This window comes from Allokutzneria sp. NRRL B-24872 (assembly GCF_002155965.1).
In the GTDB taxonomy this organism is placed as follows: Bacteria; Actinomycetota; Actinomycetes; order Mycobacteriales; family Pseudonocardiaceae; genus Allokutzneria.
Map to the genome: position 1 here is coordinate 1 of NZ_MUMH01000019.1, position 21,657 is coordinate 21,657.

Consider the following 21,657-nt stretch of genomic DNA (forward strand, 5'->3'; position numbering starts at 1 on the left):
AATGCCGCGTTTGGTCCGTTGAACGGACTGAACGAGTCATTGAGGTGCTTGAACCACCTGAATGAGTCGTTCAGGTGGTTCACCGGACTGAATGAGTCATTCAGCGAGTTCGGCCGCTAAGCGGTGGTGGTGACGGGGAGGGCGCGGAGGCCGCGGATGACGAACTCGGTGCGGCGGAGGGGCTCGCCGGCCAGTTCCAGCTTCGGCAGCCGGGTGGTGAGGGCTTCCAGGGCGGCGACGATCTCGATGCGGGCCAGCGGCGCGCCGAGGCAGTAGTGGATGCCCATGCCGAAGCCCAGGTGCGGGTTGGGTGAGCGGGTGATGTCGAGGCGGTCGGGCTCGGCGAAGACGAGCGGGTCCCTGGCTGCGGCGCCGAGCAGAGCGGCGATCTTGTCGCCGGGGCGGAGCACGTGGCCGGCGATCTCCACCTCCTCGGTGGCGGTCCGCTCGAACAGCTGGAGCGGCGAGTCGAAGCGGATCAGCTCCTCGGCGGCGGTCTCCAGCAGGCCGGGGTCGGCGACGAGGCGTTCCCACTGGTCGCGGTGGCGCATCAGGGCGAGCACGCCGTTGCCGACGACGTTCACGGTGGCCTCGTGCCCCGCCATCAGCAGCAGCACGGCCGTGGCGACGAGCTCGTCCTCGGTCAGCCGCGCGCCGTCGGAGTCGGTCACCGCGACGAGGTCGCTGACCAGGTCGTCGCCCGCGCGGCGGCGGCGCAGGGCGATCAGCTCGCGGAGGTAGGCGACGAACTCGGCGGCGGCGCGCTCGGCGAGGTCGCGCTGGTCGTCGGGCAGGCCGTACTCGTACATCTTCACGATGGAGTTCGACCAGGGCTGGAGCAGACCGCGGTCGGAGTCGGGCACGCCGAGCAGCTCGGCGATGACCTGGATCGGCAGCGGCGCGGCCACGTGCGCGAGCAGATCACCGGCCCCGTCGGAGTCGATGCTCCCGGCGAGGTCGGCGACCAGGCCCTCGGCGAGCTGCCGGACCCACGGGCGCAGGCGCTCGACGTGGCCGCGGCCGAACGCGGCGGAGATGAGCTTGCGCAGCCTGCCGTGCGTTGGCGGCTCGTTCTCCAACAGCGAGTTGCGGTGCAGCAGGTTGAACGCCGTGAACCGGTCGGCGGGCAGCGCGTCCGCCCAGATCCGGCCGAGGGAGCGGTGCCGCAGCACCGAGGAGCAGGCCGAGTGCGAGACCGCGACGGCCATGCCGAGGCCGCCGTGCCAGTGCACCTCGCCGAGCTTGCGCAGCTCCGCGAACGCCGGGTACGGGTTGAGGATGAACCGCTCGTCCCTCGGGTCGAAGGGCGGTTCATCCGATCCGGTCGACCAGTCGCGGGAGTATGCCTGGCTCATGATTACCGACCGTAAGTCGCCAAGGTTGCGATAGTCCAACGGTGCGGTACCTATGGGTGTGCGCCGTCACTCCGGGCGGCTCGTGGGCCGCCGCCGAGCGTCTCGCGCCCGCTCGGAGCACTGGCACCATCGACGGTGTGCACCCCGAGATCGAGGTCGTCGCCCACCGAGGAGCCTCCGCCCACCGCGCCGAGCACACGCGCGCCGCCTACGAGCTGGCCATCGCCGACGGCGCGGACGGACTGGAGTGCGACGTCCGGCTGACCAGGGACGGCCACCTCGTGTGCGTGCACGACCGGCTGCTGGAGCGCACCTCCGACGGCACCGGGCCGGTCAGCGCGCACACCCTCGCCGAGCTGGCGGAGCTGGACTTCGCGAGCTGGTCGGGCGCGGAGCCGGAGATCGGCGTGCTGACCCTGGACGCGCTGCTGGCGATGGTCGCCGACCACGACCGGCCGGTGCGGTTGTTCGTGGAGACCAAGCACCCCATCCGCTACGGCGGCCAGGTGGAGCGCGAGCTGGTGCGGCTGCTGGCCCGCTACGGCAAGGCCGGCCCGCTCAGCCTGGACACCGCCGAGGTGGTCGTCATGTCCTTCTCCTCGGCGGCGATGCGCAGGGTGAAGCGCCTGGCGCCCGCCGTGCCCACGGTGCTGCTGACCGCGGGTCCACCGAGGAAGCTGCCGCCGTGGGCGGACATCCTCGGTCCGGGCATCCGCAAGCTGCGCGCCGATCCGGGCTTCGTCGAGCGCGCGGCGGCGCGGGGCCGCCCGACCTACTGCTGGACCGTGAACGAGCCGGAGGACGTTCGGCTGTGCGCCGACCTCGGCGTGCGGTACCTGGCAACGGATTCGCCCTCGGCCACCCGGTCGCTGCTGGCCGGGGAGGGGTCGACTACGGTCGCGAAACCGAAGTGAGTCGAGGTCGAGGAGGACCGGTGGCAAAGCGCGCAGCGGCCAAGCGCAAGGGTCGCGGAAGCGACGCCGTCGAGGGTGCGGTCAACGCCCGTCAGCCGTGCCCCTGTGGCTCCGGCAAGCGTTACAAGGCCTGTCACGGCTCGTCCTACGGGCCCGCCGACGTGATCATCACGCGGCCGTTCGACGGCGTCGCGGCCGAGTGCGAGCTGATCGCGCTGCGCGAGTTCGTGCCGTCGGCGACCGCGCCGCTGACCCTCAAGGAGGAGGGCGAGCGCAAGGTCACGCTGGCCACCGTGCTGCCGATGGCGGCCGCCGCGCTGGTCCGCAGCGACGGCGAGGCGTTCGTCGGCATGCAGGTGCAGACGCGCTCCGGTGACATCAGCACCGACCTCGGCCGCTCGATCCGCTGGGCGCTGACCGCGGAGCCCGGCGACGTGCTCACCGTGGCCGCCGACGCGCGCGAGGAGGCCCGGCTGCAGGACGTGCTGGCCGACGGCGCGGGCCTGGACGTCAGCGTGCACGCCGACTTCGCGTGGTGGATTCCCGGTGAGGACGAGCCGACCGGCGAGGTCGCGCTGTCCCTCCAGCGGGCCAACGAGGCGATCATGCCGACCGAGCGGGTCGCCGGGGTCACCGCCGCCTACTGGGTGGACGCGGGCGACAAGGCGCACATCCGCTGGGTCCGCCCGGAGCCGGAGGAGAAGCTGCTCGCCGCGATGGCCCGCCTCTCCGCCAAGGGCGAGCTGGACCTGGGCGAGAACACCCGCTACGCGGGCTGCTTCCGCGCGCACGGCCTGCTCGTGCCCGTCTGGGACATCGACAGGGAGATGCACGCCAAGGAGTGGGAGCAGCCGGTCGCCGAGCTGGGCAAGCGGCTGGACGCCGCGCTGGCCACGGTCGACGCCGAGCCGCTGACCGACGCCGAGCGCCGCTCCAGGGACGGTCTGCGCGGCAGGCAGGTCACCCTGCGCTGACGTGGAACTGAGGATGCCGGGCGCCCTTCGGGGGAGCGCCCGGCATCTTTTTGGCTTCCAGAGGCAACCTTCGCGGATCTCACCGCGTGTTCCCCCTGACGGCACACACGGCGGGATGGATGGAGGGCGGTGAGCGATGAGCCTCGACCGGGACCTGCGCCGGCTGTTCGACGACGAGCGCCTTGGCCTGCCGGTCCGCCCCGATGCGGATCAGGTCGTGCTGCGGGGGGCGAATCGACGGCGCGCCCGCAGGCGAACGCTCGCGGTCGGGGGCGCGGCCGTCGCGGTGGTCGCGGCGCTGAGCGGCGGGATCGCGTTGAGCGGCTTCGGCAGGACGGCTTCGGCGCCGCCCGCGACCGAGCTGCCGGACCGGCCCGAAGTGTCGGAGACCGCGGAGCCCGCGGCGGACGACACCGCGTTCGGCCCGAACGGCCTCGGCAGGCTGAAGCTGGGCATGAGCGAGGCGGACGCCGTGGCGACCGGCCTGATCAAGATCAACTCCAAGCCGGAGTCCGATGGCGGCTGCCGCGGCTACAACTACGCGAGCGAGACCGTCCGGTACGGCTACTACTCCCTGCTGTTCTCCGCTGAGCACGGCCTGGTCCGGCTGGAGGCGACGCCGGGGGCGAAGACGCCCGAGGGCATCGGCATCGGCTCGAAGCTGGGCGATCTGAACCGGGTGTACACCGGCAACAAGGTCAAGCACGGAGCCGTGGGGGAGCGCGTGACCGACGTCCCCGGCAACCCGAAGGCCAACTACTGGGTGATCGTCCGCAACGACGTCCTCACCGAAGTTCGGTTGGAGCTGAAAGACCAGAACTGCTACCGCTGACTTCTCCGACTCGGGGCAACCGCACGGCACTATCGCGCGTGTAGTCGCTGTCAGCGGGGTGGAGCTTCATGGGGACGGGACGATGGAAGAGGACTTCGGCGAGTTCGTGCGGGCGGCGCTGCCCGGTCTCTTGAGGTACGGGCACGCGCTGACAGGCAACCCGCACGATGCCGCCGACCTCGTGCAGACGGTGCTGGAGAAGGTGGGCTCGCGCTGGGCCACGCTGCTGCGCAAGGGGGCGGAGCCGATCGCGTACGTGCGCCGGTCGATGGCGAACGCGCACGTCAGCCGGTGGCGCAGGACGCGCAAGGAGAACCTGGTCGCCGAGCTGCCGGACGTCTCGATCCACCACGACCACGACCGGCTGGAGGACGAGCCGCTGTGGCAGGCGCTGCGGGCGTTGCCGCCTAAGCAGCGCGCGGTGATCGTGCTCAGGTACTACGACGGCCTGTCCGAGGCCGAGATCGCCGAATCGCTCGGGGTCACCAAGGGGACGGTGAAGAGCCAGACGAGCAAGGCGATGGCGTCGCTGCGACTGCGACTGGGCACCCTCGTCGGGGACGGGGGCGATCGATGAACCTCGACGACGAGCTGCGCCGGATGTTCCAGGACGGGCGGATCGACCTGGCACCGACGCCCGTCGCGGAGCGGGCCATCGTCGCGGGAGCGCGCAGGCGCCGCCGCAACCGCCGAGGACTCGCCGTGGGGGGCGGTGCCCTCGTCGCCGTGCTCGGCGTCGCAGGGGGGATGGCCGCGTCGGGTTTCGGCTTCGTCGACCAGGCGCTTCCGGCCGCGTCGACGACACCGACCGCGACGACCCAGGCGAAGCAGCCGCTGCCCACCGTGCTGGGACCCAACGGGTTGGGCGCGCTGCGGCTGGGCATGACGCGCGAGCAGGTGCACGGGACCGGCATGGTGTCGCAGGACGTGCTGGACGAGCAGCAGGCCGCCGCGCACGCGTGCACCACGCACGAGCTGCTGGACTCCACGGGCGCCAGCTTCGGGACCGTGGTGCTCTCGCGCAGGGCGGGGCTCGCCGAGGTCCTGCCGCGCAACGCGCCGCGCACGCCGGAGGGGCTGCGCGCCGGGATGACGGTGGAGCAGGCGGGCATCGTCTACGCCGAGCTGCGCAAGGTCGCGCTGAGCTCCGGGTCCGGCAGCGCCCAGACCGCGGTGCCCGGCAACAGCAGGGCCGTCTACACCGTGGACTTCAACAACTCCAAGGTCACGGCGATCAGCCTGCGCTTCAGCGACAACGACGAGGACTGTTCGGCCTGAGCCGGACGCGCGACGGCCGGTCAGTCCACAGTGGACCGACCGGCCGTCGTCGTCGCGGTGGGGCGCTCCGGTGCTAGACCGCGCCGCCCGCCGCCGAGGGGGCGGTCGGGTCGCCGCCACCGTCGCCGACGTTCTCCCGCACGAGGAAGTCCTCGATGTGGAAGAGGTTGTCCCCGGCGCGGTCCACGATCGTGAGCAGCGTGGACATCGAGGCGACCTCCTCGACCTGTTCCTTGAGGAACCACTGGATGAACTGCTCGCCGAGGTAGTCGCCCTCGTCGCGGGCGGCCCTGGCGAGCGCGGTGATCTCCTCGGTGACCTTGCGCTCCTGGCTCAGCGCCAGCTCGACCGGCTCGCGCACGGTGGTGAAGTCGTTGCGGACCTCATCGACGCCGGGGATCGCCACCTGCAGGCCGTTGTCCAGCAGGAACTGCACGATCATCATGGCGTGGTTGCGCTCTTCGAGCGCCTGCCGGTAGAAGTGCGCCGCCATCCTGGGCAGGTCCTGGGCGTCCAGCCAGACCGCGACGGCGATGTACTGCTGCGAAGCCGTGAACTCGTTGCGCACCTGCGCTCGTAGCAGCTCGTGGAACTTCGTGGTGGTGTTCGGGGACATGAGCGCAGACGCTACCCCGCGATCCGGGCATCCACTGCCGCTGAGCTGGTTCGATAGTGAGAACCGGAGCGCATTCACATTACCGTCGGTGACTCGCACTTGTGCTCACTCCCCGTATAGGGAAGGGTTGCGGTTAACTCGATGAGGCGACCTTGACTCTCCGAGGTTTACCTAGATCCATTTCTGTGGCACCTTCTCTCGTGTCGGGCAGAAGTTCCTTGGAGAACTTGGCCCAACACTCCCTCAGCTCCTTAATCGAAGGGCGACTTCCTTGTTCGGGAACCAGACGCGACGAGTGGGCGAAGGCGGCGTTGTCCGCCGCGCGCTCACCCGCACCGCGCTGGTCCTCGGCGGAGTCGCTGCCAGCTGGCTGATCGCCTCCGGCACCGCGAGTGCCCAGGCCGAGCCCATGGCCGCCGCCTTCGAGCCGGTGATGCAGATCGTCAACACCGTGGAAGACGTCGCCACCCCCGTGGTCGAGCACGTCACCGCCCCGGTCGTCGAGGTCGGCAAGGCCGTCGAGGGCACCGTGAGCGGAGTCGTCCGCCAGGTCCTCGGCGCCGTCACCGGACGCGAGCTGGGCCGCCCGCAGCAGAGCGCGCCCCTGGTCTCCGGCCTCGCCGGACTGGTCGGGCTCGGCGCGCCGACGGCGGAGGGCTCCGCTCGCTCCTTCCCAGCTGTGGCAGGAGATTCCCTGCTCAGCGACGATGTCTCCGGCGACGCGCCGGTTGACACCCCTCAGACCCCGGCGACCGCGCTGTCCAAGCGCGCGCCGGCCGACGTCCAGCAGCCCGCTGCGACGTCCCCCGCGGCTGATGCCGCCCTGTCCGGACCGCGTCCTGCCGACCCGGTCCGGCTCCCCGGTTCGCCCATGCCGAAGCTCGCGATCATCGCGCCTTCGAGCACCACTGCCTCCTCTGACGAGGACGCACGGGCGGACCAGCTGCCGAGCCACGCGGTGGGCTTCGACGCCCCCGGTGCGCGTGTGGTGAGCGAGCTGTCCATCAGCGCCGATGCGCTGGCGCGGATGGCTGGCGACGACCACCGGCAGCCCGGCACCACTCCTGACTGAAACCCCGCACGGCGAGCCGTCTGACGCTGTCTGCCAACAGCGCACCAGACCGCTCGCCGTGTCGCGTTGAAGAACCAAGAACCACTTCTCAGGTCCAGGCGACCAATTTCCGCACTGCCATGCGATGGCGCCTGTCTTCTTCCCGCAAGGGACTACGAAAGGAACAATAATGAACACCTGGGCGAAGCGTGGAATCCGGGCCGCGATTGTTACCGGTGGGATGTTCATGCTAGGTGCCGGGATTGCGCAGGCCCACGAGGCCGACAACCCCGATCGCCCCATCAACACGGTCGACGGCACGATCACCGTCAAGGTGAACATCGACGGCAACCAGATCGGCGCCCCGCTCGGTCTGACCAAGGTCGACCTGCCCTCGATCAAGCGCGACATCTCGATCAACCCCACCGCGGTCGTCGAGGGCCTGGTCGGCAAGGACGGCGCCAAGCTGCTGCGCGGCAACACCGTCCAGCCCGAGGTCGTCGTCCCGGTCAACGTGACCGGCAACGCGATCGCCGTCCTCGGCGGCAAGGCCGAGGCCCAGAGCAGCTCCGTGACCTCCGCCAGCAGCGGCGGCGGCGTGGAGACCGACGGCTCCGAGCACCCGGTCGCGGGCAACGTCGTCGCCCCGCAGATCGCCCTGCCGGTCGACATCTCCGGCAACGCGATCGCCGCGATCGCCGGCCGCGCCGAGACCCACAGCTCCTCCGAGGTCAACGCCGCCACCGGTGGCCCGATCTCCACCTCGGGCGAGGAGTCCCCGCTCGCGGGCAACGTCGTCTCCCCGCAGCTGGCCGTGCCGGTGCAGGTGACCGGCAACGCCCTGGCCGCGGTGCTCTCCGGCGCCGAGACCAACTCCGAGTCCAAGGTCGGCGCCTCCTCCGGCGGCGACATCACCACCACCGGTGAGGACGGCGCGGGCGCCGGCAACATCGTTGCCCCCACCGCCGCGCTGCCCATCGAGGTCAACGGCAACGCGCTCGGCGCGGTGCTGAGCCTGCCCGACTCGAACTCCACCACCGAGCTGTGCGCCGAGGCCGGTGGCGACCGCACCACCACCGGTGAGGACGCCATCCTCGCGGGCAACCTGGTCGCTCCGTTCGTCGCGGGCCCGGTCGTGGCCTCCGGCAACGGCGGCGGCGTCCTCGTGAACGCGGACGCGGACAACACCTCCTCGACCGACGTCTCCGCCACCGGCGTCACCCGCACCTCGGGTGAAGAGGGCGTCATCGCCGGCACGCTGGTCTCCCCGGCCGCCGCGCTGCCCGTCGAGCTGGTCGGCAACGCCGTCGGCGCCGTGTCCAACGTGGACGCCGCTGACGAGCAGGTCATCTCCTCGGTCGCCGGTGGCGACCGCTTCTCCAACGGTGACAACGGCGTCGTCGCCGGCACCGTGGCCGCCCCGAACGTGACCGGCCCGGCCGGCGCGCTCGGCAACGTCGCGGGCGTGCTGCTCAACGGCGACGCGCAGCAGAACAACACGGTCGACGTCGCCGCGGGCGGCTACACCGGCAGCACCGGCAACGAGGCCCTGGTCTCCGGCAACGTGCTGCAGCCCTCGGTCGCGGCCCTGCCGCAGGTCTTCGGTGGCGCGGGCGGCGTGCTCTCCAACGTCGAGACCCACGTGACCAACGACCGCACCAGCAACAGCGGTGGCGACACCAACGCCGACGACGACGCCGGTGTGGTCAGCGGCAACGCGGTCGCCCCGACCGTCGCCGGTCCGTTCGACGTCTTCGCCGTCTCCGGTGGCGTGCTCTCGCACACCGACTCCACGGTCGAGAACGCCGCGGACGTGAAGGCCGGCGGCATCGTCAAGGCGTACGGCAAGGACGGCCTGCTGGCCGGCACCGTCGTGCACCCGGCGATCGCCCGCCCGACCCAGGTCTTCGGCATCGCGGGTGGCATCGGCACCCACGCCGACGCCCTGGCCTCCAACGAGGTCGTCTCCACCTCCGGCGGCGACACCGTCACCGGTGGCGAGGAAGGCGCGCTGACCGGTAACACGGTCGTCCCGTCGCTCTCCGGCGCGACCCAGGTGTTCGGCATGGCGGCCGGTGTCGCCAGCAACGCGGGCACCACCGCCAGCAACCTGACCGACACCAAGGCCGGTGGCGACCACGCCACCGCCGGCACCGACGGCGCCCTCGCCGGCAACATCGTCGACCCGTCGCTGGCCCCGCCGGTGCAGCTGTTCGGCAACGCCGTTGGCGCCGCGTCGAAGCTGGACGCCGAGGCCGCGAACGCGATCACCTCGATGTCCGGTGGCACCAACAGCACCGACGGCAGCAACGCGGCCGTTTCCGGCAACGTGGCGTGGGTGCCGCTGGCCGGTGCGGTGCAGCTGTTCGGCAACGCGGTCGGCGCGGCCACCAACAACTCCGCCGCCGCCACCAACGACGTGATCTCCGAGACCGGTTCCGCCACCGCCACTGACGGCACCGGCGGCGCCCTCGCGGGCAACGTCGTCAACCCGGCCGTCGGCCCCGTGGTCCAGGTCTTCGGCGACGCCGTCGCGGCCGCCGCGGTCAACGACGGCCTCGGCTCGAACGTGACCGCCGTCAGCGCCGGTGGCGAGAGCGCCACCGCCGGTGACAACGGCGCGGTCGCGGGCAACATCGTGCACCTGCCCCTCGGCCCGGTTGGCCAGGTCTTCGGCAACGCGGTCGGTGCCCCGGCCGGCAACGCCACCGGTGTCGCGGACAGCACGCTGGAGTCGGTCGTCGGCGGCGCCACCACCACGAGCGGCCACGGCCTCTCCGGTGTCGACGCGGTCGTGCCGGTCGGCGCGGGCGTCCAGGTCTTCGACATCCCGGTGCGGGTGCTGGGCCAGGCGCTGGCCAGCGGCGACCACGCCACCTCGGTGATCGTCGGCGAGGAGCCCGCCCAGGCGCTGGTCCCCGTCACCGACCCGAAGCTGCTGGGTGCCGTTGAGCTGCCCAAGCTGCCCTTCGGCGGCCAGTCGCGCGCCGCGACCAACGCCCTCCCGCTGCCGGCGGACCTGGTGCAGCTGCCCAAGCTGCCCGCGCTGCCCAAGCTGCCCGAGGTCGGCGGCGCCCCCGCGCTCGGCATGATCGACATGCTGCGCATGTTCAAGGGCTGAGGCTGACCAACTGAATCAGGACGCCCGCCCCACTGTGGGTGCAACCAGGGGCGGGCGCTCCTAACCCGGTCAATCCTCCTCAGACTGGCACTTGCAAACCAGGCGGCCCCGGAACGTCACAGACGTTCCGGGGCCGTTTTGCGTTGTGCCGCAACTACTTCAGCGGTGCTCGCAGCATCGGGCAGGACATGCAGCGCGGTCCGCCACGGCCGGAACCCAGCTCGGAGCCGGAGATCCGCAGCACCTCGACGCCCGCGTGCTCAAGGCGCTCGTTGGTCTCGACGTTGCGCTCGTAGGCGACGACCACGCCCGGCGCCACCGCCAGCGTGTTGTTGCCGTCGTCCCACTGCTCGCGCTCGGCGGTGACCGGGTCGAGCCCGGTGTCGATCACTCGCAGCCGCTCGATGCCCATCGCCTCGGCCGCGGCCTCCAGGAACGGCTCCGGACCGGTCACCTTCACGCCGTCCGAGCCGTCTGGGCGGATCGAGTACGCCGACAACGTGTCCCGCACCGCCGGGTACATCACCACCGCGTCCCGGTCGACCATCGTGCACACGGTGTCCAGGTGCATGGTCGCCCGCTCCTGCGCGATCGGCACCGCCAGCACCGTGTGCACCAGTCCGTCCGCGAACACCGACCGCGCGAAGGACTCCGCGCCCGCGGGCGTCGTGCGCTCGCCGACGCCGACCGCGAGCACGCCGGGGGAGAGCAGCAGCACGTCGCCGCCCTCCAGCGGAGCGGAGTGCGCCCCGTACGCGCGCCCGCTGTGGCTGAACCTCGGGTGGTAGGCGTAGATCAGGTCGGTCAGCGCGGTCTCCCGCCGCCGCGCGGGCAGCGCGAGCGAGGTGATCGCCACCCGGTCGCCGACCCACACCGACGAGTCCCGCGTGAACAACAGGTTCGGCAGCGGGTCGACCGCGAAGTCGTTGGGGTGGTGCATCCGCCGGACCAGGGAGGCGCCCTCCGCCGAGGGCAGCTCCTCGAAGGTCATCCCGGACATCAGCACCGAGGCGAGGGTGCGCGCGTCGACCCCGGAGAGGTGCGAGCGCAGCGCGTCGGCCAGGTCGAGGCCGAGGCGCCGCTCGTCGACGGCGGAGTGCACGCCCGCGGCGCGGGCCCTGCCGTCGGCGAGCGCTTCGCCGAGCAGGTCGGCCAGCAGCAGCACCTCGACACCGCGACCCGCGAGGGTCTCGGCGAAGGCGTCGTGCTCGGCCTGGGCCCGGTCCACCCACGGGATGCCGTCGAAGAGCAGCTGGTCGTTGTTGCGCGGGGTGAGGCGCTTGAGCTCGTCACCCGGCCGGTGCAGCAGGACGGTCCGCAGCGGACCGACCTCGCTGTCGACGCCGAGCGCCGTCGCGCTGGAAGGAGCTGTCACGAGGCGGAGACTAACCAACGCCCGCCGCGACGGCCGCGAAGTGCAACATTCATCCGTTCGGGTAGCCTCCGAACGGCGTGGGCAGGGCCGCCCGCGCAACGTTGCGGAGGGGTCTGCACAAATGCGTCAGTTCCGTGCGCTGTCGGTCGCGCTGACGATGTTGGCGGTCACCGGGTGCGGCGTGTTCGGCTCCTCAGGCCCCGCCGAGGAACCGCCGCCGCCCAACGGCCCCAAGCTGACCATCGGCATCAAGTTCGACCAGCCCGGGGTCGGCCTGCGCACGGCGTCGGGGGCCTTCGAGGGCCTGGACGTCGAGGTCGCCCGCTACATCGCGCGCGAGCTGGGTGTGCACCCCGGCAACATCACCTTCGTCGAGGCCCGCTCCGGCGATCGCGAGGCCATGCTGGAGCAGGGCAAGGTCGACATGATCGCGGCCAGCTACTCCATCACCGACGCCCGCAAGCAGAAGGTCGACTTCGCCGGGCCGTACTTCGTCGCCGGGCAGTCGCTGCTCGTCCGCAAGGCCAACAGCGACATCACCGGGCCGGAGTCGCTGGACTACAGCGACTGGAAGCTGTGCTCGGTGACCGGCTCCACCCCCGCCCAGCGGGTCAAGGACTCCTACGCGCGCAGCGTCACGCTGGAGCAGTTCTCCTCCTACAGCGAGTGCCTGAGCGCGCTGGAGCGCGGCGACCTCGACGCGCTGACCACCGACGACGTGATCCTCGCCGGGTACGCCGCCCAGCAGCCGGACAAGTTCAAGCTGGTGGGAAAGCCGTTCTCCACCGAGCGCTACGGAGTGGGCGTGCGCAAGGGCGACGAGCGGCTGGGCAAGATCACCGCGGCTTTGCGGAAGATGATCTCCGATGGCAGCTGGAATCGGATCGTCTCCGACAGCGTCGGCAAATCCGGGTACAAGATTCCTGAACCACCCCAGGTCGCCGAGAACCCCTGAGTCGCGGCGCCCGGCATTTCCGCCTGCGCCTTTGTCCACCCACGTCAGACGTACTCCTGGTCAACCCAGGGTTTGACTCCTCTTGCGACCAGAGCGTGAAACTGTCCCACCTCCGGGTGAAGTGGGGACTTTCGCGGCTACTCTGCGACACATGAGCGGCAGGGGCGTTCTGGAACGCGACGTCGTGGTGGTGACCGGAGCCGGTCGCGGCCTCGGCAGAGCGATCGCGCTGGAATGCGCCAGGGAAGGCGCCGCGGTCGTCGTGGCCGACATGGTGCCGGAAGCCGCGACCTCGGTCGCCGGGGAGATCGCCGAGGAGGGCGGTCGCGCCGCCCCCGTCTACGGCGACGTCACCGACTCCCGGGTCGCCGAGCGGCTCGTGCGGGTGGCCACCGAGCACTTCGGCGGGCTCGACGCGCTGGTCAACAACGCCGACGACCTGCGGACCGGCAACGGCCCCCGAGCAGCCGACACCGAGTGGGACGAGGTGGTGCGCGGCTACGTCAACGGCGGCTGCGAGCCCTCCCGCGCGGTCTGCCGGTACTGGCGGGACTCGCGAACACCGGGCCGGATGGCGCACACCACGCCCGCGCTGGGCTTCGGCGGGCGCGACGGCTACCTGGGTTACGGCGCGGCGAAACTCGCGTTGAGTTCCCTCTCGGCGATCGTCTCCATGGAAATGGCACCTTTCGGCGTCACCAGTAATGTGGTCGCCCCGGTGCGCAGAACCCGAAACTTTGCCGCGTTGCCCCGTTCCGGTGAGAGCCGGGACGTGTCGGGAGTTGCCGGTGGTGACTTCGAACTTTTTACCCTCGACAACTGCGCCGCCCTGGTGGCATTCTTGGTGTCGCAAGCCTCCGCTTACATCAGCGGGAAGGTGTTCGGCGTCCAGGAAAGCAATGTCGAGATCTACCAGTCCTGCGTGTCGGCTGCGGAAATCACGGCGGGCTCCCTGAGGTGGAGCGCTGACGAACTCGTCGGTCGAATTGACGAACTGTTCTTTGCGACGGGTATTCAACCCGGACATGAATACCGGCCGGAAAGAATGCGTTACTACGACGTGGTTGGACTTCCCTCGCCAAGTGGTCTGGCTCCGCCCAGTCAGATCACTTCCGGCCGATCGGGCTAGCTGCCTGCCCATCGGCTTCCGGCGGGCGGAGCGGACACTCCTTGCCCCCCACCCAAGAGACCGCTCCGCCCGCCGTAAAACAGCTAGGGCAGCCAGGGCACGACGCCCTTCAGCAGCGCGTAGCCCACGAAGGCCACGGTGTCGATGAGCGCGTGCGCCGCGATCAAGGCCCACAGCCGCTGCGAGCGCTGCCAGAACCGGCCGTAGACCAGGCCCATCACGATGTTGCCGACGAACCCGCCGAAGCCCTGGTAGAGGTGGTAGCTGCCGCGCAGCACCGAGGACAGCAGCAGTGAGCGGTTCTCGCTCCAGCCGAGCTGGCGCAGCCTGGTGATGAGGTAGCCGACGACCAGCACCTCCTCGGCCCACGAGTTCGCGATCGCCGACAGGATCAGCACCGGGGCGCGCCACCACACGTCGTTCAGCGTGCTCGGCATGACCGTGAGGTTCAGCCCGATCGCCCGCACCACCAGGTAGAACACCAGGCCCGGCACACCGATCAGCGCCGCGAGACCGAACCCGGACGCGAGGTCGCGGCCGCGGCGCGTGCGGTCGAGCCCGATGCTGCTCAGCCGGACACCGGCGCGGTAGAGCAGGTACACCCCGAGCGTGCCCCACGCGAGCAGCTGCGTCACGCCGAGCAGCTGGTAGAGCAGGTCGATCAGGCCCAGCTCCGAGCGCGAGGTGTTGAGCGCGACCGACTGCTGGCTCAGCGGAACCGGCTGCATCAGCGAGTTCAGCAGCGACAGCAGGCTGCGCGCGCCGGAGAGCCCGAAGGTGATCGAGAAGACCAGCAGCACTTCGAGGACCACGGCCCGCCGCCGCGCCGGATCGGTGATCGTCTCGATGCCGTCCGGCCGCGCCGGAGCCAGCCAGGAACGCAGGCGGTTGCTCACCAGCGCACGCTACTGGGACCGACGTGCGTTTCGCGTTGCGGTGCTAGTGGCCCTCGTAGGTCTGGGCGAGGAACGGGCAGCCGACGAGGCGGCGGAGTTCGGCGGCCAACTGGCGCGCGTCGTGCACGGGCTGGGAGAAGGCCAGCCGCACGTCGTGGTCGCCGGTGATCGACTCCACCCGCAGCCGCAGCCCGTAGCGGTCCAGGCCGAGCGGGCGCACGTGACCGCTGCGCAGCTCGTCCGGGATGTGCTTGGCGAGCTGGCCGACCACGTCGCCGTGCGCGGACTCCAGGTGCCGCAGCCACCCCGTCTCCATCAGGCAGAACGGGTCCGGCCGGGCGTCGGTGAACTCGGCGGGCTCCACCGATGCGGTGCCCTCCGCGTCGGCGAGCACCAGCGAGGCCGGGACCAGGCGCAGCATCACCGCGCCGTGCCCGACGTCGAGCAGCCGGTGGTCCGGCCTGCGCTCGGCGACCGCGAGCGCCTCGGCCCGCGACTCCGCCGGGTCGAGCGCCTGCAACCAGCCGGTCAGCCACAGCAGGCCCCGGACCGGTTCCCGCAACCGGACCGGGGCCGAGTCGGTGATCTCCAGCATCGCGGTCAGCTCGCCCCTCGGCGACTGCCACGCGAGGCCGACCAGTTCGTGGTGCGCGGGCATCAGCAGCGCTGTCGTCCCGTCCGCGTGCACGTGGTGCAGCAGTGGTTCGACCCGCACGGGGTCAGCGTGCTGGGTCGGCATCAGCACCGCGGGGCCACCCCGGGTCGCCATGCTCCTGGCCCGCTCCGCCGCGTTCGGCGTAGGAGCCTTGGTGGTCTCGACGTTCACCGCTCACCTCCGACTTAGGTGAGCCTAACCTGTGTTCGGGATAGGGGGAAGGGCCCCGTTCAGTGCTGCTGATTCAGGGGCTCACTTCCGGCCCTCCAGCAGCCACCATGGGGGCGTGCACCCCAGCCAAGCTGCAGCGCAGTCCGTTCCGGCCCCTCCGACCGACCGTCCAGCGGCTGAGACGCCGCACCTGCGGATGGCGATCCGGCTGATGAAGCGCCAGCTGCTGAGCTGGTGGCTCGTCCTCGCCGTGCTCGTCGGCGGGGCCACCGCGGCCAGCCTCGCCGACGTCTCCGGCTTCGTCCAGGCAATCGTGTGGATCTCGGTGAGCCTGTTCGTGGCGATGGCCATCGACCTGCTGCTGATGCTGGACGGCTGGACCCGCGCCACCGGGCGGCTGCTGCCGGAGGGCACCTGGCGCCCGGCGACGGCGGAGCTGGAGCAGGCGGGCCGCAACACGCTGATGATGACCGTGACCGAGCAGGACGGGGACACCTTCCGGCTGCGCACCCTCGGCATGCCCGGCCTCATCCGCGAGGTGCTCGCCCGCACCAGGAACGTGTGGGTCGTCGGCCCGGACAAGAACGGATGGGCGGTGCTGGTCACCCCAGGGCTGCACTCGCCGCTCGGCGGGAAGCTGGAGAAGGGCAAGGCGCGCCCGGCCAACCCGGTGCTGCCCGAGGCCCCGATCACGGGCCCGGACGCGCCCGCCGCCGAGGACTTCGTCGTTGCGGGCCAAGCGAAACTCAAGGCTGGGGCAACCGGGCGCGGTCAGGCCGCCGCGGGCGCCGTCGTCGGGCTCGGCCTGGTGGCGCTCGCCGTCGCCTGGCTGCTCGGCGGGCCGCTGGTCGGAGCGGCGCTGCTGGCGCTGTGCGTGATCGGCGCGGTGCCGCTGGTGCTCGCCGCCCGCCCGCTGGCCGTGTGGAAGCCGCTGCCCGAACTGCTCGCGGCGGGCACGTGGACCCGGCTGCCCGCGAAGATCGACGAGCCCTGGCAGCCGAACGCGCGCGGTTCCGGCAACGGCAGCGCGAAGGTGCGCCTGCCGTCCGGGCAGACCGTCGCGGTGGCGCTGCCCATGGTCAGCTGCGACGTCGTCGAGTACACACGGGCCACCGGCACGATGTGGTTCGCCGGGATGCCGCGACCAGGATCGGACAGCGCCATCGGAGTGCCCGGCTACCCATTGGTCGACCTCGCCCGCTTGTGAGCTGAGCGGGCTACCTTCCTCGCGTGCCACCTCCACCGACCGCCGGACCCGCGTCCGGGCTGCGCTACCTCGACCTCGCGATGCGCGCCGCCCGGCGGCAACTGCGGGTCCTCTGGCTGAGCGCCGCGGCCATGTGGCTGCTCTGCGCGTACGCGTTCGCCTCCGACGCCAGGAGATTGGCCACGGTGCCGATCCTGGCGCTCGCGCTGGTGATCACGGTCTTCGTGCTCGCCCAGCACATGACGGTCGGCCGATGGCTGCGCGCCGCCACGCGGATGTTCGACGCCGAGCCCTGGCGTCCCGTCGAGGTGCGCGCGGTGCGGGGCCGGTTCCTGGAGCTGGAGTCCAAGCGCGTGCTGCACGTCCGGCTCACGGCCGCCGCCGTGCACCCGCTGTTGCAAGCCCTCGGGCGGGCTGAGCAGGTGTGGATCGTCGGACCGGACGAGCGCGGGTGGGTCGCGGTGCACCTCGCCGACGTGCGCACGCCGTTGCCCGCGCGCGTGGTGCCGGAGCGCCCCGACGTGCCGGTCACGGCGATCTCCGCCTACGACCCGCAGGCACCCGCGTCGGCGGACGTCGTCACCTCGGGCGCCGCCCGGCTGCTGCTGCGGTACTCCCGGCAGCTCTACGCGCCCGCGAAGATCACGCTGGCGATCGGGCTCGGTGTGCTGATCTCGGCTCTGTGGACCGGAGAACTCGTGCTCGCGGCGGTCAGCGCGGTCACCGTGCCGATCGCCGGAGCGCTGTTTCTCCGCGCGCGCAAACGGCTCGGCAGCTGGGTGAAGCTCGACGAGCTGCTGGACGCGGGCCCGTGGCAGCGCGTGCCCGCCGAACTCGACGAGCCGTGGAATCCGAACGCGCGCGGCTTCGCCGACGGTGCCGCGACGCTGACCCTGCCGAACGGCGAGCGGACTCCTGTGCGCCTGCCGCTGCTGGGCTTCGACGTCGCCGAGTACGTCCGCAACACGGGCACGGTGTGGATCGCGGGCGAGCCCGGGGCGACCTTCGCGATCGGCGCCCCGGGCAGCCCGGTCATCGCTGTGGCCGATCAGGTCCAGTCGGGACCGCGCCGCGCCCAGGTCCAGGCGTAGCGGGGGTCCTCGCTGACCTGAGCCGCCTCGCCGAGGTTGAGCGGGCGGAACGTGTCGACCATGACCGCGGTCTCGTCGAAGCGCTCGGCGCCCAGCGAGGCCTCGGCGGCTCCCGGCTGCGGCCCGTGCGCGCAGCCCGAGGGGTGCAGCGACAGCGACCCCAGGCCGATGCCGGAGCCCTTGCGCGCCTCGTAGTTGCCACCGACGTAGAACATCAGCTCGTCGGAGTCGACGTTGGCGTGGTTGTACGGCACCGGCACCGCGAGCGGGTGGTAGTCGACCTTGCGCGGGCAGAACGAGCACACCACGAAGTTCGGGCCCTCGAAGGTCTGGTGCACGGGCGGCGGCTGGTGCAGGCGACCGGTGATCGGCTCGAAGTCCTCGATGTTGAACACCCACGGGTAGAGGCAGCCGTCCCAGCCCACCACGTCGAACGGGTGGTTGGCGTAGGTCATCCGCGTCAGGCCCGCGCGGTGCCGGACGAGCACCGGAACGTCTTCGCCATCGACCAGCAGGGGAGCGGTCGGGACCCGGATGTCGCGCTCGCAGTACGGCGAGTGCTCCAGGAACTGGCCCTTCTTGGACAGGTAGCGCTTGGGCGGACCGATGTGGCCGGTCGCCTCCAGCACGAACAGCCGCAGCTCCTCATCGCCCTCCGGCACGATCCGGTAGGTGCACGAGGTCGGGATCACCACGTAGTCGCCGACGCCGACCTTCAGCGCGCCGTAGATCGTCTCCAGGGTGCCCGCGCCGGTCTGCACGTACAGCAGCTCGTCGCCGAAGGCGTTGCGGTACAGCGGGCTCGTCTCGTTCGCCGCGACGAAGCAGATCGCGACGTCGGAGTTGCCGAAGAGCAGCCGCCGCCCGGTCACCGCGTCGACGCGGTCGGGCTCGTCCCACTTCAGGTCCTGCGTGCGGAAGTGCCTCGGCTTCAACGGGAGGTTCGCGACGGTGCCGCCCCTGGTGTCCTCCACCGTCTCCGCGTTGACGATCGCGGTCGGCAGGAACCGGTGGTAGAGCAGGGCGGAATCGGAGGAGAAACCCTCGACGCCCATCAGCTCCTCGGCGTAGAGACCGCCGTCCGGCTTGCGGAACTGGGTGTGGCGCTTTCGGGGTAGTTCCCCCACCGTGCGGTAGTACGGCATCGCGGTTTCGGCCCCTCTCCCAGGTGTCCGAATAGCGGACATTTTTGTTCGTTGAGGTAGACGCCACTAGCGTGTCAGGCGTGTCAAGCGTCGAGGAGCTCCGCGCGCCCGGTCCGCGCGGCACACCGCCCCTGCTAGCCCGACTGGTTGATGACGCGGCTCTGTTCCCACCGGGTGAGGCCCCGATGGCGGACGCGGTGCGTCACCACCTGGACTCCCGCTCGGAGAACTGGGCCGGAATGATCGGGTTGTTCCTCTGCCCGGCGTCCCGGTTGCCCGAGCTGATCACCGAGCTGATCAAGGCGAAGCCGGCCAAGCCGGTCGGCCTGTCACTGGTGATCGACACGGGCCTCGGCGGTGTACCCAAGGCCGTTTCCATCGTCGAATCGCGCAGCGAGCTGTTGGCGCTGCGCATGGTCGAGATGCCCGCCCCCTCCGACGTCGACGACGTCTGGCTGGAGCGCGTCTCCGAGTTCGTCCCCGAAGACGTCATCCGCGTCGTCGAACCCCGGCGGCCCGGCACCACCAACGGCACCATCAGCCACGAGGAGTGGCTGGCCAGCGTGCGCAGGGTCGCCGACCACGGCAGCTGGCCCAAGCTGCGCTGCGGCGGCATGACCTCCGACGCCTTCCCCGGCGTCAACGAGGTCGCCGACTTCCTCGCCGTCAGCAGCAGCGCCGGGGTGCCGTTCAAGGCCACCGCCGGGCTGCACAACGCGATCCGGCACGTCGACGAGAACACCGGCTTCCAGCACCACGGCTTCCTCAACCTGCTCGTCGCCACCGCCCGAACGCTCTCCGGTGGGGACGCGCGGGCGGCGCTGGCCAGCGAGGACCCCGAAGCGCTCGCCGAGGAGGCGGGCAGCCTCAACGAGGCCGCCGCGCACGCCGTCCGCGGCGTGTTCGCCTCCTACGGCTCGTGCTCGCTGACCGAGCCCGTCGAGGACCTGAAGGGACTGGGGCTGCTGTGAGTTGGATCGAAGATCCGGCCTTCGGCCCCGACCACCCCTTCGGGCCGCAGACGCTGCCCTACGGCGTCGTGGACGGTCAGGGCGTCGCGGTGCGGGTGGGCGACCACGCGCTGCCGCTGCGCCCGATCGCGGGCTCCTTCAGCGAGCGGCTGGAGGAGCTGGTCGCTGCCGACTCCCTGGACGCCGTTCTCGCCGCGGGAAGGCCGGTGTGGAGCGAGCTGCGCGCGCGGCTGACCGAACTGGTCACCGCGGGCTCGGCGCCCAGGTGCGCCAAGCTGCTGCCGCTGAGCGAGGTCACCAACCGGCTGCCGTTCACGGTGGCCGACTACGTCGACTTCTACTCCTCGCGGCACCACGCGGAGAACGTCGGCCGGATGTTCCGGCCCGACGGCGACCCGCTGCTGCCGAACTGGACGCACCTGCCCGTCGGCTACCACGGCCGCGCCGGGACCGTCGTGGTCTCCGGAACGGACGTCATCCGCCCCAACGGCCAGCGCAAGGGCCCCAACGACCCCGCGCCGGTCTACGGGCCCAGCACCCGGCTCGACATCGAGGCCGAGGTCGGCTTCGTCTGCGGCGGCCCCGCCACCTCGCGGGTCTCGGTGAACAAGGCGCCGGAGCACATCTTCGGCGTCGCGCTGGTCAACGACTGGTCCGCCCGCGACCTCCAGGCCTGGGAGTACGTGCCGCTCGGCCCGTTCCTGGCCAAGTCCTTCCTGACCTCGGTCGGCGCGTGGATCACCCCGCTGGACGCGCTGTCCCAGGCCAGGGTGGTCCCGCCGCCGCTGGGCAACGAGCTCCAGGACTACCTGGTGGAGGACCGGCCGCTCGGCCTGGACCTCCAGCTGGAAGTGCGGTGGAACGGCACGCTGGTCAGCCGTCCGCCGTTCGCGACGATGGCGTGGACCTGCGCGCAGCAGCTCGCGCACATGACCGTCAACGGCGCCACCGTCCGCCCCGGCGACCTGTTCGCCTCCGGCACCGTCTCGGGACCGGAGAAGCAGGAGCGCGGCAGCTTCCTGGAGCTGTCGTGGGGCGGCAAGGAGCCGGTCCTGCTCGACGACGGGACCGAGCGCAGCTTCCTGGAGGACGGGGACACCGTGGTGATCACAGCCACCGCACCGGGACCCGACGGCTCCGTCGTCGGGTTCGCCGAGGTGAGCGGCACCGTGCACGCGGCTCCGGTGGACTGAGCGGTGACCTCAGGCGCTGCGGCGGGCGTGCCGAGAGAGAGCTCACTGACCCTGGAGCGGGGCCTGGCCCTGCTCCAGGCGGTGGCCGACGCGGACACCGAGGCGCCGAGCATCAGCGACCTGGCGGCGGCGATCGGCGCGAGCCGCGCCGCCGTCTACCGGCTGCTGGTGCCGTTGCAGGCCAGGGGACTGGTGCGCAGGGAGGGCTCGCGCGTGCGCCTCGGGCTCGGCGTGCTGCGCCTGGCCGGACGGGTCATGCCGCAGCTGCGCTTCGCCGCGCTGCCCGCTCTGCGCTCCCTGGCGGAGCGGGTCGGCGCGACCGCGCACCTGACCGTCGCCGACGGCAGCGAGGCGCAGGCCGTCGCGGTCGTCGAACCCACGTGGACGGCCTATCACGTGGCCTACCGGGTGGGCACCCGCCATTCCGTGCAGCGCGGAGCAGCTGGCAAGTGCCTGAACCTCCCGCCGGACAGCGAGGGGTGGGTCGCGACCTCCGGCGAGCTGCAACCTGGGGCTTTCGGTGTCGCCGCACCGGTTCGCGGCGTCGTCGGGCTGCGCGCCAGCGTCGGTGTGGTCTCGATGGAAACCCTGGTCAGCGCCGAGGTCGGGCCCATCGTTGTGGCAGCCGCCGCGGAGGTCGCGGCCGCTTTGCGGTGAACCGGGCACTTTGTGAAGTCCCCGTGCGTTGAGCGGCCGACATGGCTTTTCCTTCACAGAGGGGGATCTCG

Annotated in this window: 20 protein-coding genes; 14 read left to right on the plus strand and 6 right to left on the minus strand. The window is 71.4% G+C overall.

What is annotated here, in order from left to right:
* Positions 1–116 precede the first annotated feature (116 nt).
* Entirely contained in the window at positions 117–1,355 is a 1,239-nt protein-coding gene (locus tag CCN37_RS05560) for a cytochrome P450 (RefSeq protein WP_086819574.1), read from the minus strand.
* A 41-nt stretch (positions 1,356–1,396) separates the two neighbouring features.
* On the opposite strand from CCN37_RS05560, the gene CCN37_RS05565 reads away from it, so the two are divergent.
* The 5 genes from CCN37_RS05565 to CCN37_RS05585 all read left to right on the plus strand — a co-directional run bounded on the left by CCN37_RS05565 (position 1,397) and on the right by CCN37_RS05585 (position 5,353).
* Positions 1,397–2,269 carry a glycerophosphodiester phosphodiesterase gene (locus CCN37_RS05565; RefSeq protein ID WP_371503632.1) on the plus strand — a complete coding sequence of 291 codons (873 nt, stop codon included), beginning with the start codon at positions 1,397–1,399 and terminating at the stop codon, positions 2,267–2,269.
* A gap of 20 nt (positions 2,270–2,289) precedes the next feature.
* On the plus strand, positions 2,290–3,243 hold the full coding sequence (locus tag CCN37_RS05570) for a DUF5926 family protein (RefSeq protein WP_086819575.1): 954 nt from the start codon (positions 2,290–2,292) through the stop codon (positions 3,241–3,243).
* A 136-nt stretch (positions 3,244–3,379) separates the two neighbouring features.
* Entirely contained in the window at positions 3,380–4,075 is a 696-nt protein-coding gene (locus CCN37_RS05575) for a hypothetical protein (RefSeq protein ID WP_086819576.1), read from the plus strand.
* Positions 4,076–4,157: 82 nt separating this feature from the next.
* Positions 4,158–4,652, plus strand: coding sequence for a SigE family RNA polymerase sigma factor (locus tag CCN37_RS05580; RefSeq protein WP_086819577.1), 495 nt, complete (start codon positions 4,158–4,160; stop codon positions 4,650–4,652).
* Complete coding sequence (locus CCN37_RS05585; protein ID WP_086819578.1) at positions 4,649–5,353, plus strand: hypothetical protein; 705 nt, start codon at positions 4,649–4,651, stop codon at positions 5,351–5,353. Before CCN37_RS05580 ends, CCN37_RS05585 begins: the two co-directional genes overlap by 4 nt.
* A 73-nt stretch (positions 5,354–5,426) precedes the next feature.
* On the opposite strand, the gene CCN37_RS05590 is transcribed toward CCN37_RS05585, so the two are convergent.
* Positions 5,427–5,969, minus strand: coding sequence for a ferritin (locus CCN37_RS05590; RefSeq protein WP_086819579.1), 543 nt, complete (start codon positions 5,967–5,969; stop codon positions 5,427–5,429).
* Positions 5,970–6,264: 295 nt separating this feature from the next.
* On the opposite strand from CCN37_RS05590, the gene CCN37_RS05595 reads away from it, so the two are divergent.
* Together CCN37_RS05595 and CCN37_RS05600 are read left to right on the plus strand one after the other, a co-directional pair.
* The gene (locus CCN37_RS05595; RefSeq protein WP_086819580.1) at positions 6,265–7,041 is read left to right on the plus strand and encodes a hypothetical protein; all 777 of its coding nucleotides are present in this window, start codon (positions 6,265–6,267) and stop codon (positions 7,039–7,041) included.
* A gap of 220 nt (positions 7,042–7,261) precedes the next feature.
* The gene (locus CCN37_RS05600; RefSeq protein WP_086819581.1) at positions 7,262–10,141 is read left to right on the plus strand and encodes a hypothetical protein; all 2,880 of its coding nucleotides are present in this window, start codon (positions 7,262–7,264) and stop codon (positions 10,139–10,141) included.
* A gap of 154 nt (positions 10,142–10,295) precedes the next feature.
* Here the strand turns inward: CCN37_RS05600 and arcA are convergent, their stop codons facing one another.
* Positions 10,296–11,516 carry an arginine deiminase gene (gene arcA / locus CCN37_RS05605; protein WP_086819582.1) on the minus strand — a complete coding sequence of 407 codons (1,221 nt, stop codon included), beginning with the start codon at positions 11,514–11,516 and terminating at the stop codon, positions 10,296–10,298.
* Positions 11,517–11,637: 121 nt separating this feature from the next.
* Here arcA and CCN37_RS05610 point away from each other — a divergent pair, with 121 nt between their 5' ends.
* Both CCN37_RS05610 and CCN37_RS05615 read left to right on the plus strand, forming a co-directional pair.
* Positions 11,638–12,471, plus strand: coding sequence for a glutamate ABC transporter substrate-binding protein (locus CCN37_RS05610; RefSeq protein WP_086819583.1), 834 nt, complete (start codon positions 11,638–11,640; stop codon positions 12,469–12,471).
* Positions 12,472–12,622: 151 nt separating this feature from the next.
* Positions 12,623–13,600 carry an SDR family NAD(P)-dependent oxidoreductase gene (locus CCN37_RS05615; RefSeq protein ID WP_086819584.1) on the plus strand — a complete coding sequence of 326 codons (978 nt, stop codon included), beginning with the start codon at positions 12,623–12,625 and terminating at the stop codon, positions 13,598–13,600.
* Between the two features lie 83 nt (positions 13,601–13,683).
* On the opposite strand, the gene CCN37_RS05620 is transcribed toward CCN37_RS05615, so the two are convergent.
* Together CCN37_RS05620 and CCN37_RS05625 are read right to left on the minus strand one after the other, a co-directional pair.
* On the minus strand, positions 13,684–14,496 hold the full coding sequence (locus CCN37_RS05620; RefSeq protein ID WP_086819585.1) for a CPBP family intramembrane glutamic endopeptidase: 813 nt from the start codon (positions 14,494–14,496) through the stop codon (positions 13,684–13,686).
* 43 nt (positions 14,497–14,539) lie between these two features.
* Positions 14,540–15,265: a DUF2470 domain-containing protein gene (locus CCN37_RS05625; protein WP_086819635.1), complete on the minus strand. Its 726-nt coding sequence runs from the start codon at positions 15,263–15,265 to the stop codon at positions 14,540–14,542.
* 172 nt (positions 15,266–15,437) lie between these two features.
* Between CCN37_RS05625 and CCN37_RS05630 the strand changes: the two genes are divergently transcribed.
* Together CCN37_RS05630 and CCN37_RS05635 are read left to right on the plus strand one after the other, a co-directional pair.
* Positions 15,438–16,529: a hypothetical protein gene (locus CCN37_RS05630; RefSeq protein ID WP_143261440.1), complete on the plus strand. Its 1,092-nt coding sequence runs from the start codon at positions 15,438–15,440 to the stop codon at positions 16,527–16,529.
* Positions 16,530–16,552: 23 nt separating this feature from the next.
* Complete coding sequence (locus CCN37_RS05635; RefSeq protein WP_086819587.1) at positions 16,553–17,620, plus strand: hypothetical protein; 1,068 nt, start codon at positions 16,553–16,555, stop codon at positions 17,618–17,620.
* Here CCN37_RS05635 and CCN37_RS05640 read toward each other — a convergent pair.
* Positions 17,578–18,765, minus strand: coding sequence for a homogentisate 1,2-dioxygenase (locus CCN37_RS05640; protein ID WP_086819588.1), 1,188 nt, complete (start codon positions 18,763–18,765; stop codon positions 17,578–17,580). The genes CCN37_RS05635 and CCN37_RS05640 overlap by 43 nt on opposite strands.
* An 80-nt stretch (positions 18,766–18,845) precedes the next feature.
* On the opposite strand from CCN37_RS05640, the gene CCN37_RS05645 reads away from it, so the two are divergent.
* Genes CCN37_RS05645 through CCN37_RS05655 form a run of 3 tightly spaced genes read left to right on the plus strand, consistent with a single transcriptional unit; the run spans position 18,846 to position 21,586 of the window.
* Positions 18,846–19,736, plus strand: a complete 891-nt coding sequence (locus CCN37_RS05645) for a hypothetical protein (RefSeq protein ID WP_086819589.1) — start codon at positions 18,846–18,848, stop codon at positions 19,734–19,736.
* The gene (gene fahA, locus CCN37_RS05650; protein ID WP_086819590.1) at positions 19,733–20,929 is read left to right on the plus strand and encodes a fumarylacetoacetase; all 1,197 of its coding nucleotides are present in this window, start codon (positions 19,733–19,735) and stop codon (positions 20,927–20,929) included. The genes CCN37_RS05645 and fahA overlap by 4 nt, the downstream gene beginning before the upstream one ends.
* Positions 20,930–20,956: 27 nt before the next feature.
* Positions 20,957–21,586, plus strand: a complete 630-nt coding sequence (locus tag CCN37_RS05655) for a helix-turn-helix domain-containing protein (RefSeq protein WP_210407885.1) — start codon at positions 20,957–20,959, stop codon at positions 21,584–21,586.
* Positions 21,587–21,657: the final 71 nt, after the last annotated feature.

What these genes read in the sequence shown, in the direction of transcription:
- CCN37_RS05560 (WP_086819574.1), bottom strand. Translation starts at nt 1,355, where the DNA reads ATGAGCCAGGCATACTCCCGCGACTGGTCGACCGGATCGGATGAACCG.
- CCN37_RS05575 (WP_086819576.1), top strand. Translation starts at nt 3,380, where the DNA reads ATGAGCCTCGACCGGGACCTGCGCCGGCTGTTCGACGACGAGCGCCTT.
- CCN37_RS05580 (WP_086819577.1), top strand. Translation starts at nt 4,158, where the DNA reads ATGGAAGAGGACTTCGGCGAGTTCGTGCGGGCGGCGCTGCCCGGTCTC.
- CCN37_RS05585 (WP_086819578.1), top strand. Translation starts at nt 4,649, where the DNA reads ATGAACCTCGACGACGAGCTGCGCCGGATGTTCCAGGACGGGCGGATC.
- CCN37_RS05590 (WP_086819579.1), bottom strand. Translation starts at nt 5,969, where the DNA reads ATGTCCCCGAACACCACCACGAAGTTCCACGAGCTGCTACGAGCGCAG.
- CCN37_RS05600 (WP_086819581.1), top strand. Translation starts at nt 7,262, where the DNA reads ATGTTCATGCTAGGTGCCGGGATTGCGCAGGCCCACGAGGCCGACAAC.
- CCN37_RS05610 (WP_086819583.1), top strand. Translation starts at nt 11,638, where the DNA reads ATGCGTCAGTTCCGTGCGCTGTCGGTCGCGCTGACGATGTTGGCGGTC.
- CCN37_RS05615 (WP_086819584.1), top strand. Translation starts at nt 12,623, where the DNA reads ATGAGCGGCAGGGGCGTTCTGGAACGCGACGTCGTGGTGGTGACCGGA.
- CCN37_RS05625 (WP_086819635.1), bottom strand. Translation starts at nt 15,265, where the DNA reads ATGGCGACCCGGGGTGGCCCCGCGGTGCTGATGCCGACCCAGCACGCT.
- CCN37_RS05640 (WP_086819588.1), bottom strand. Translation starts at nt 18,765, where the DNA reads ATGCCGTACTACCGCACGGTGGGGGAACTACCCCGAAAGCGCCACACC.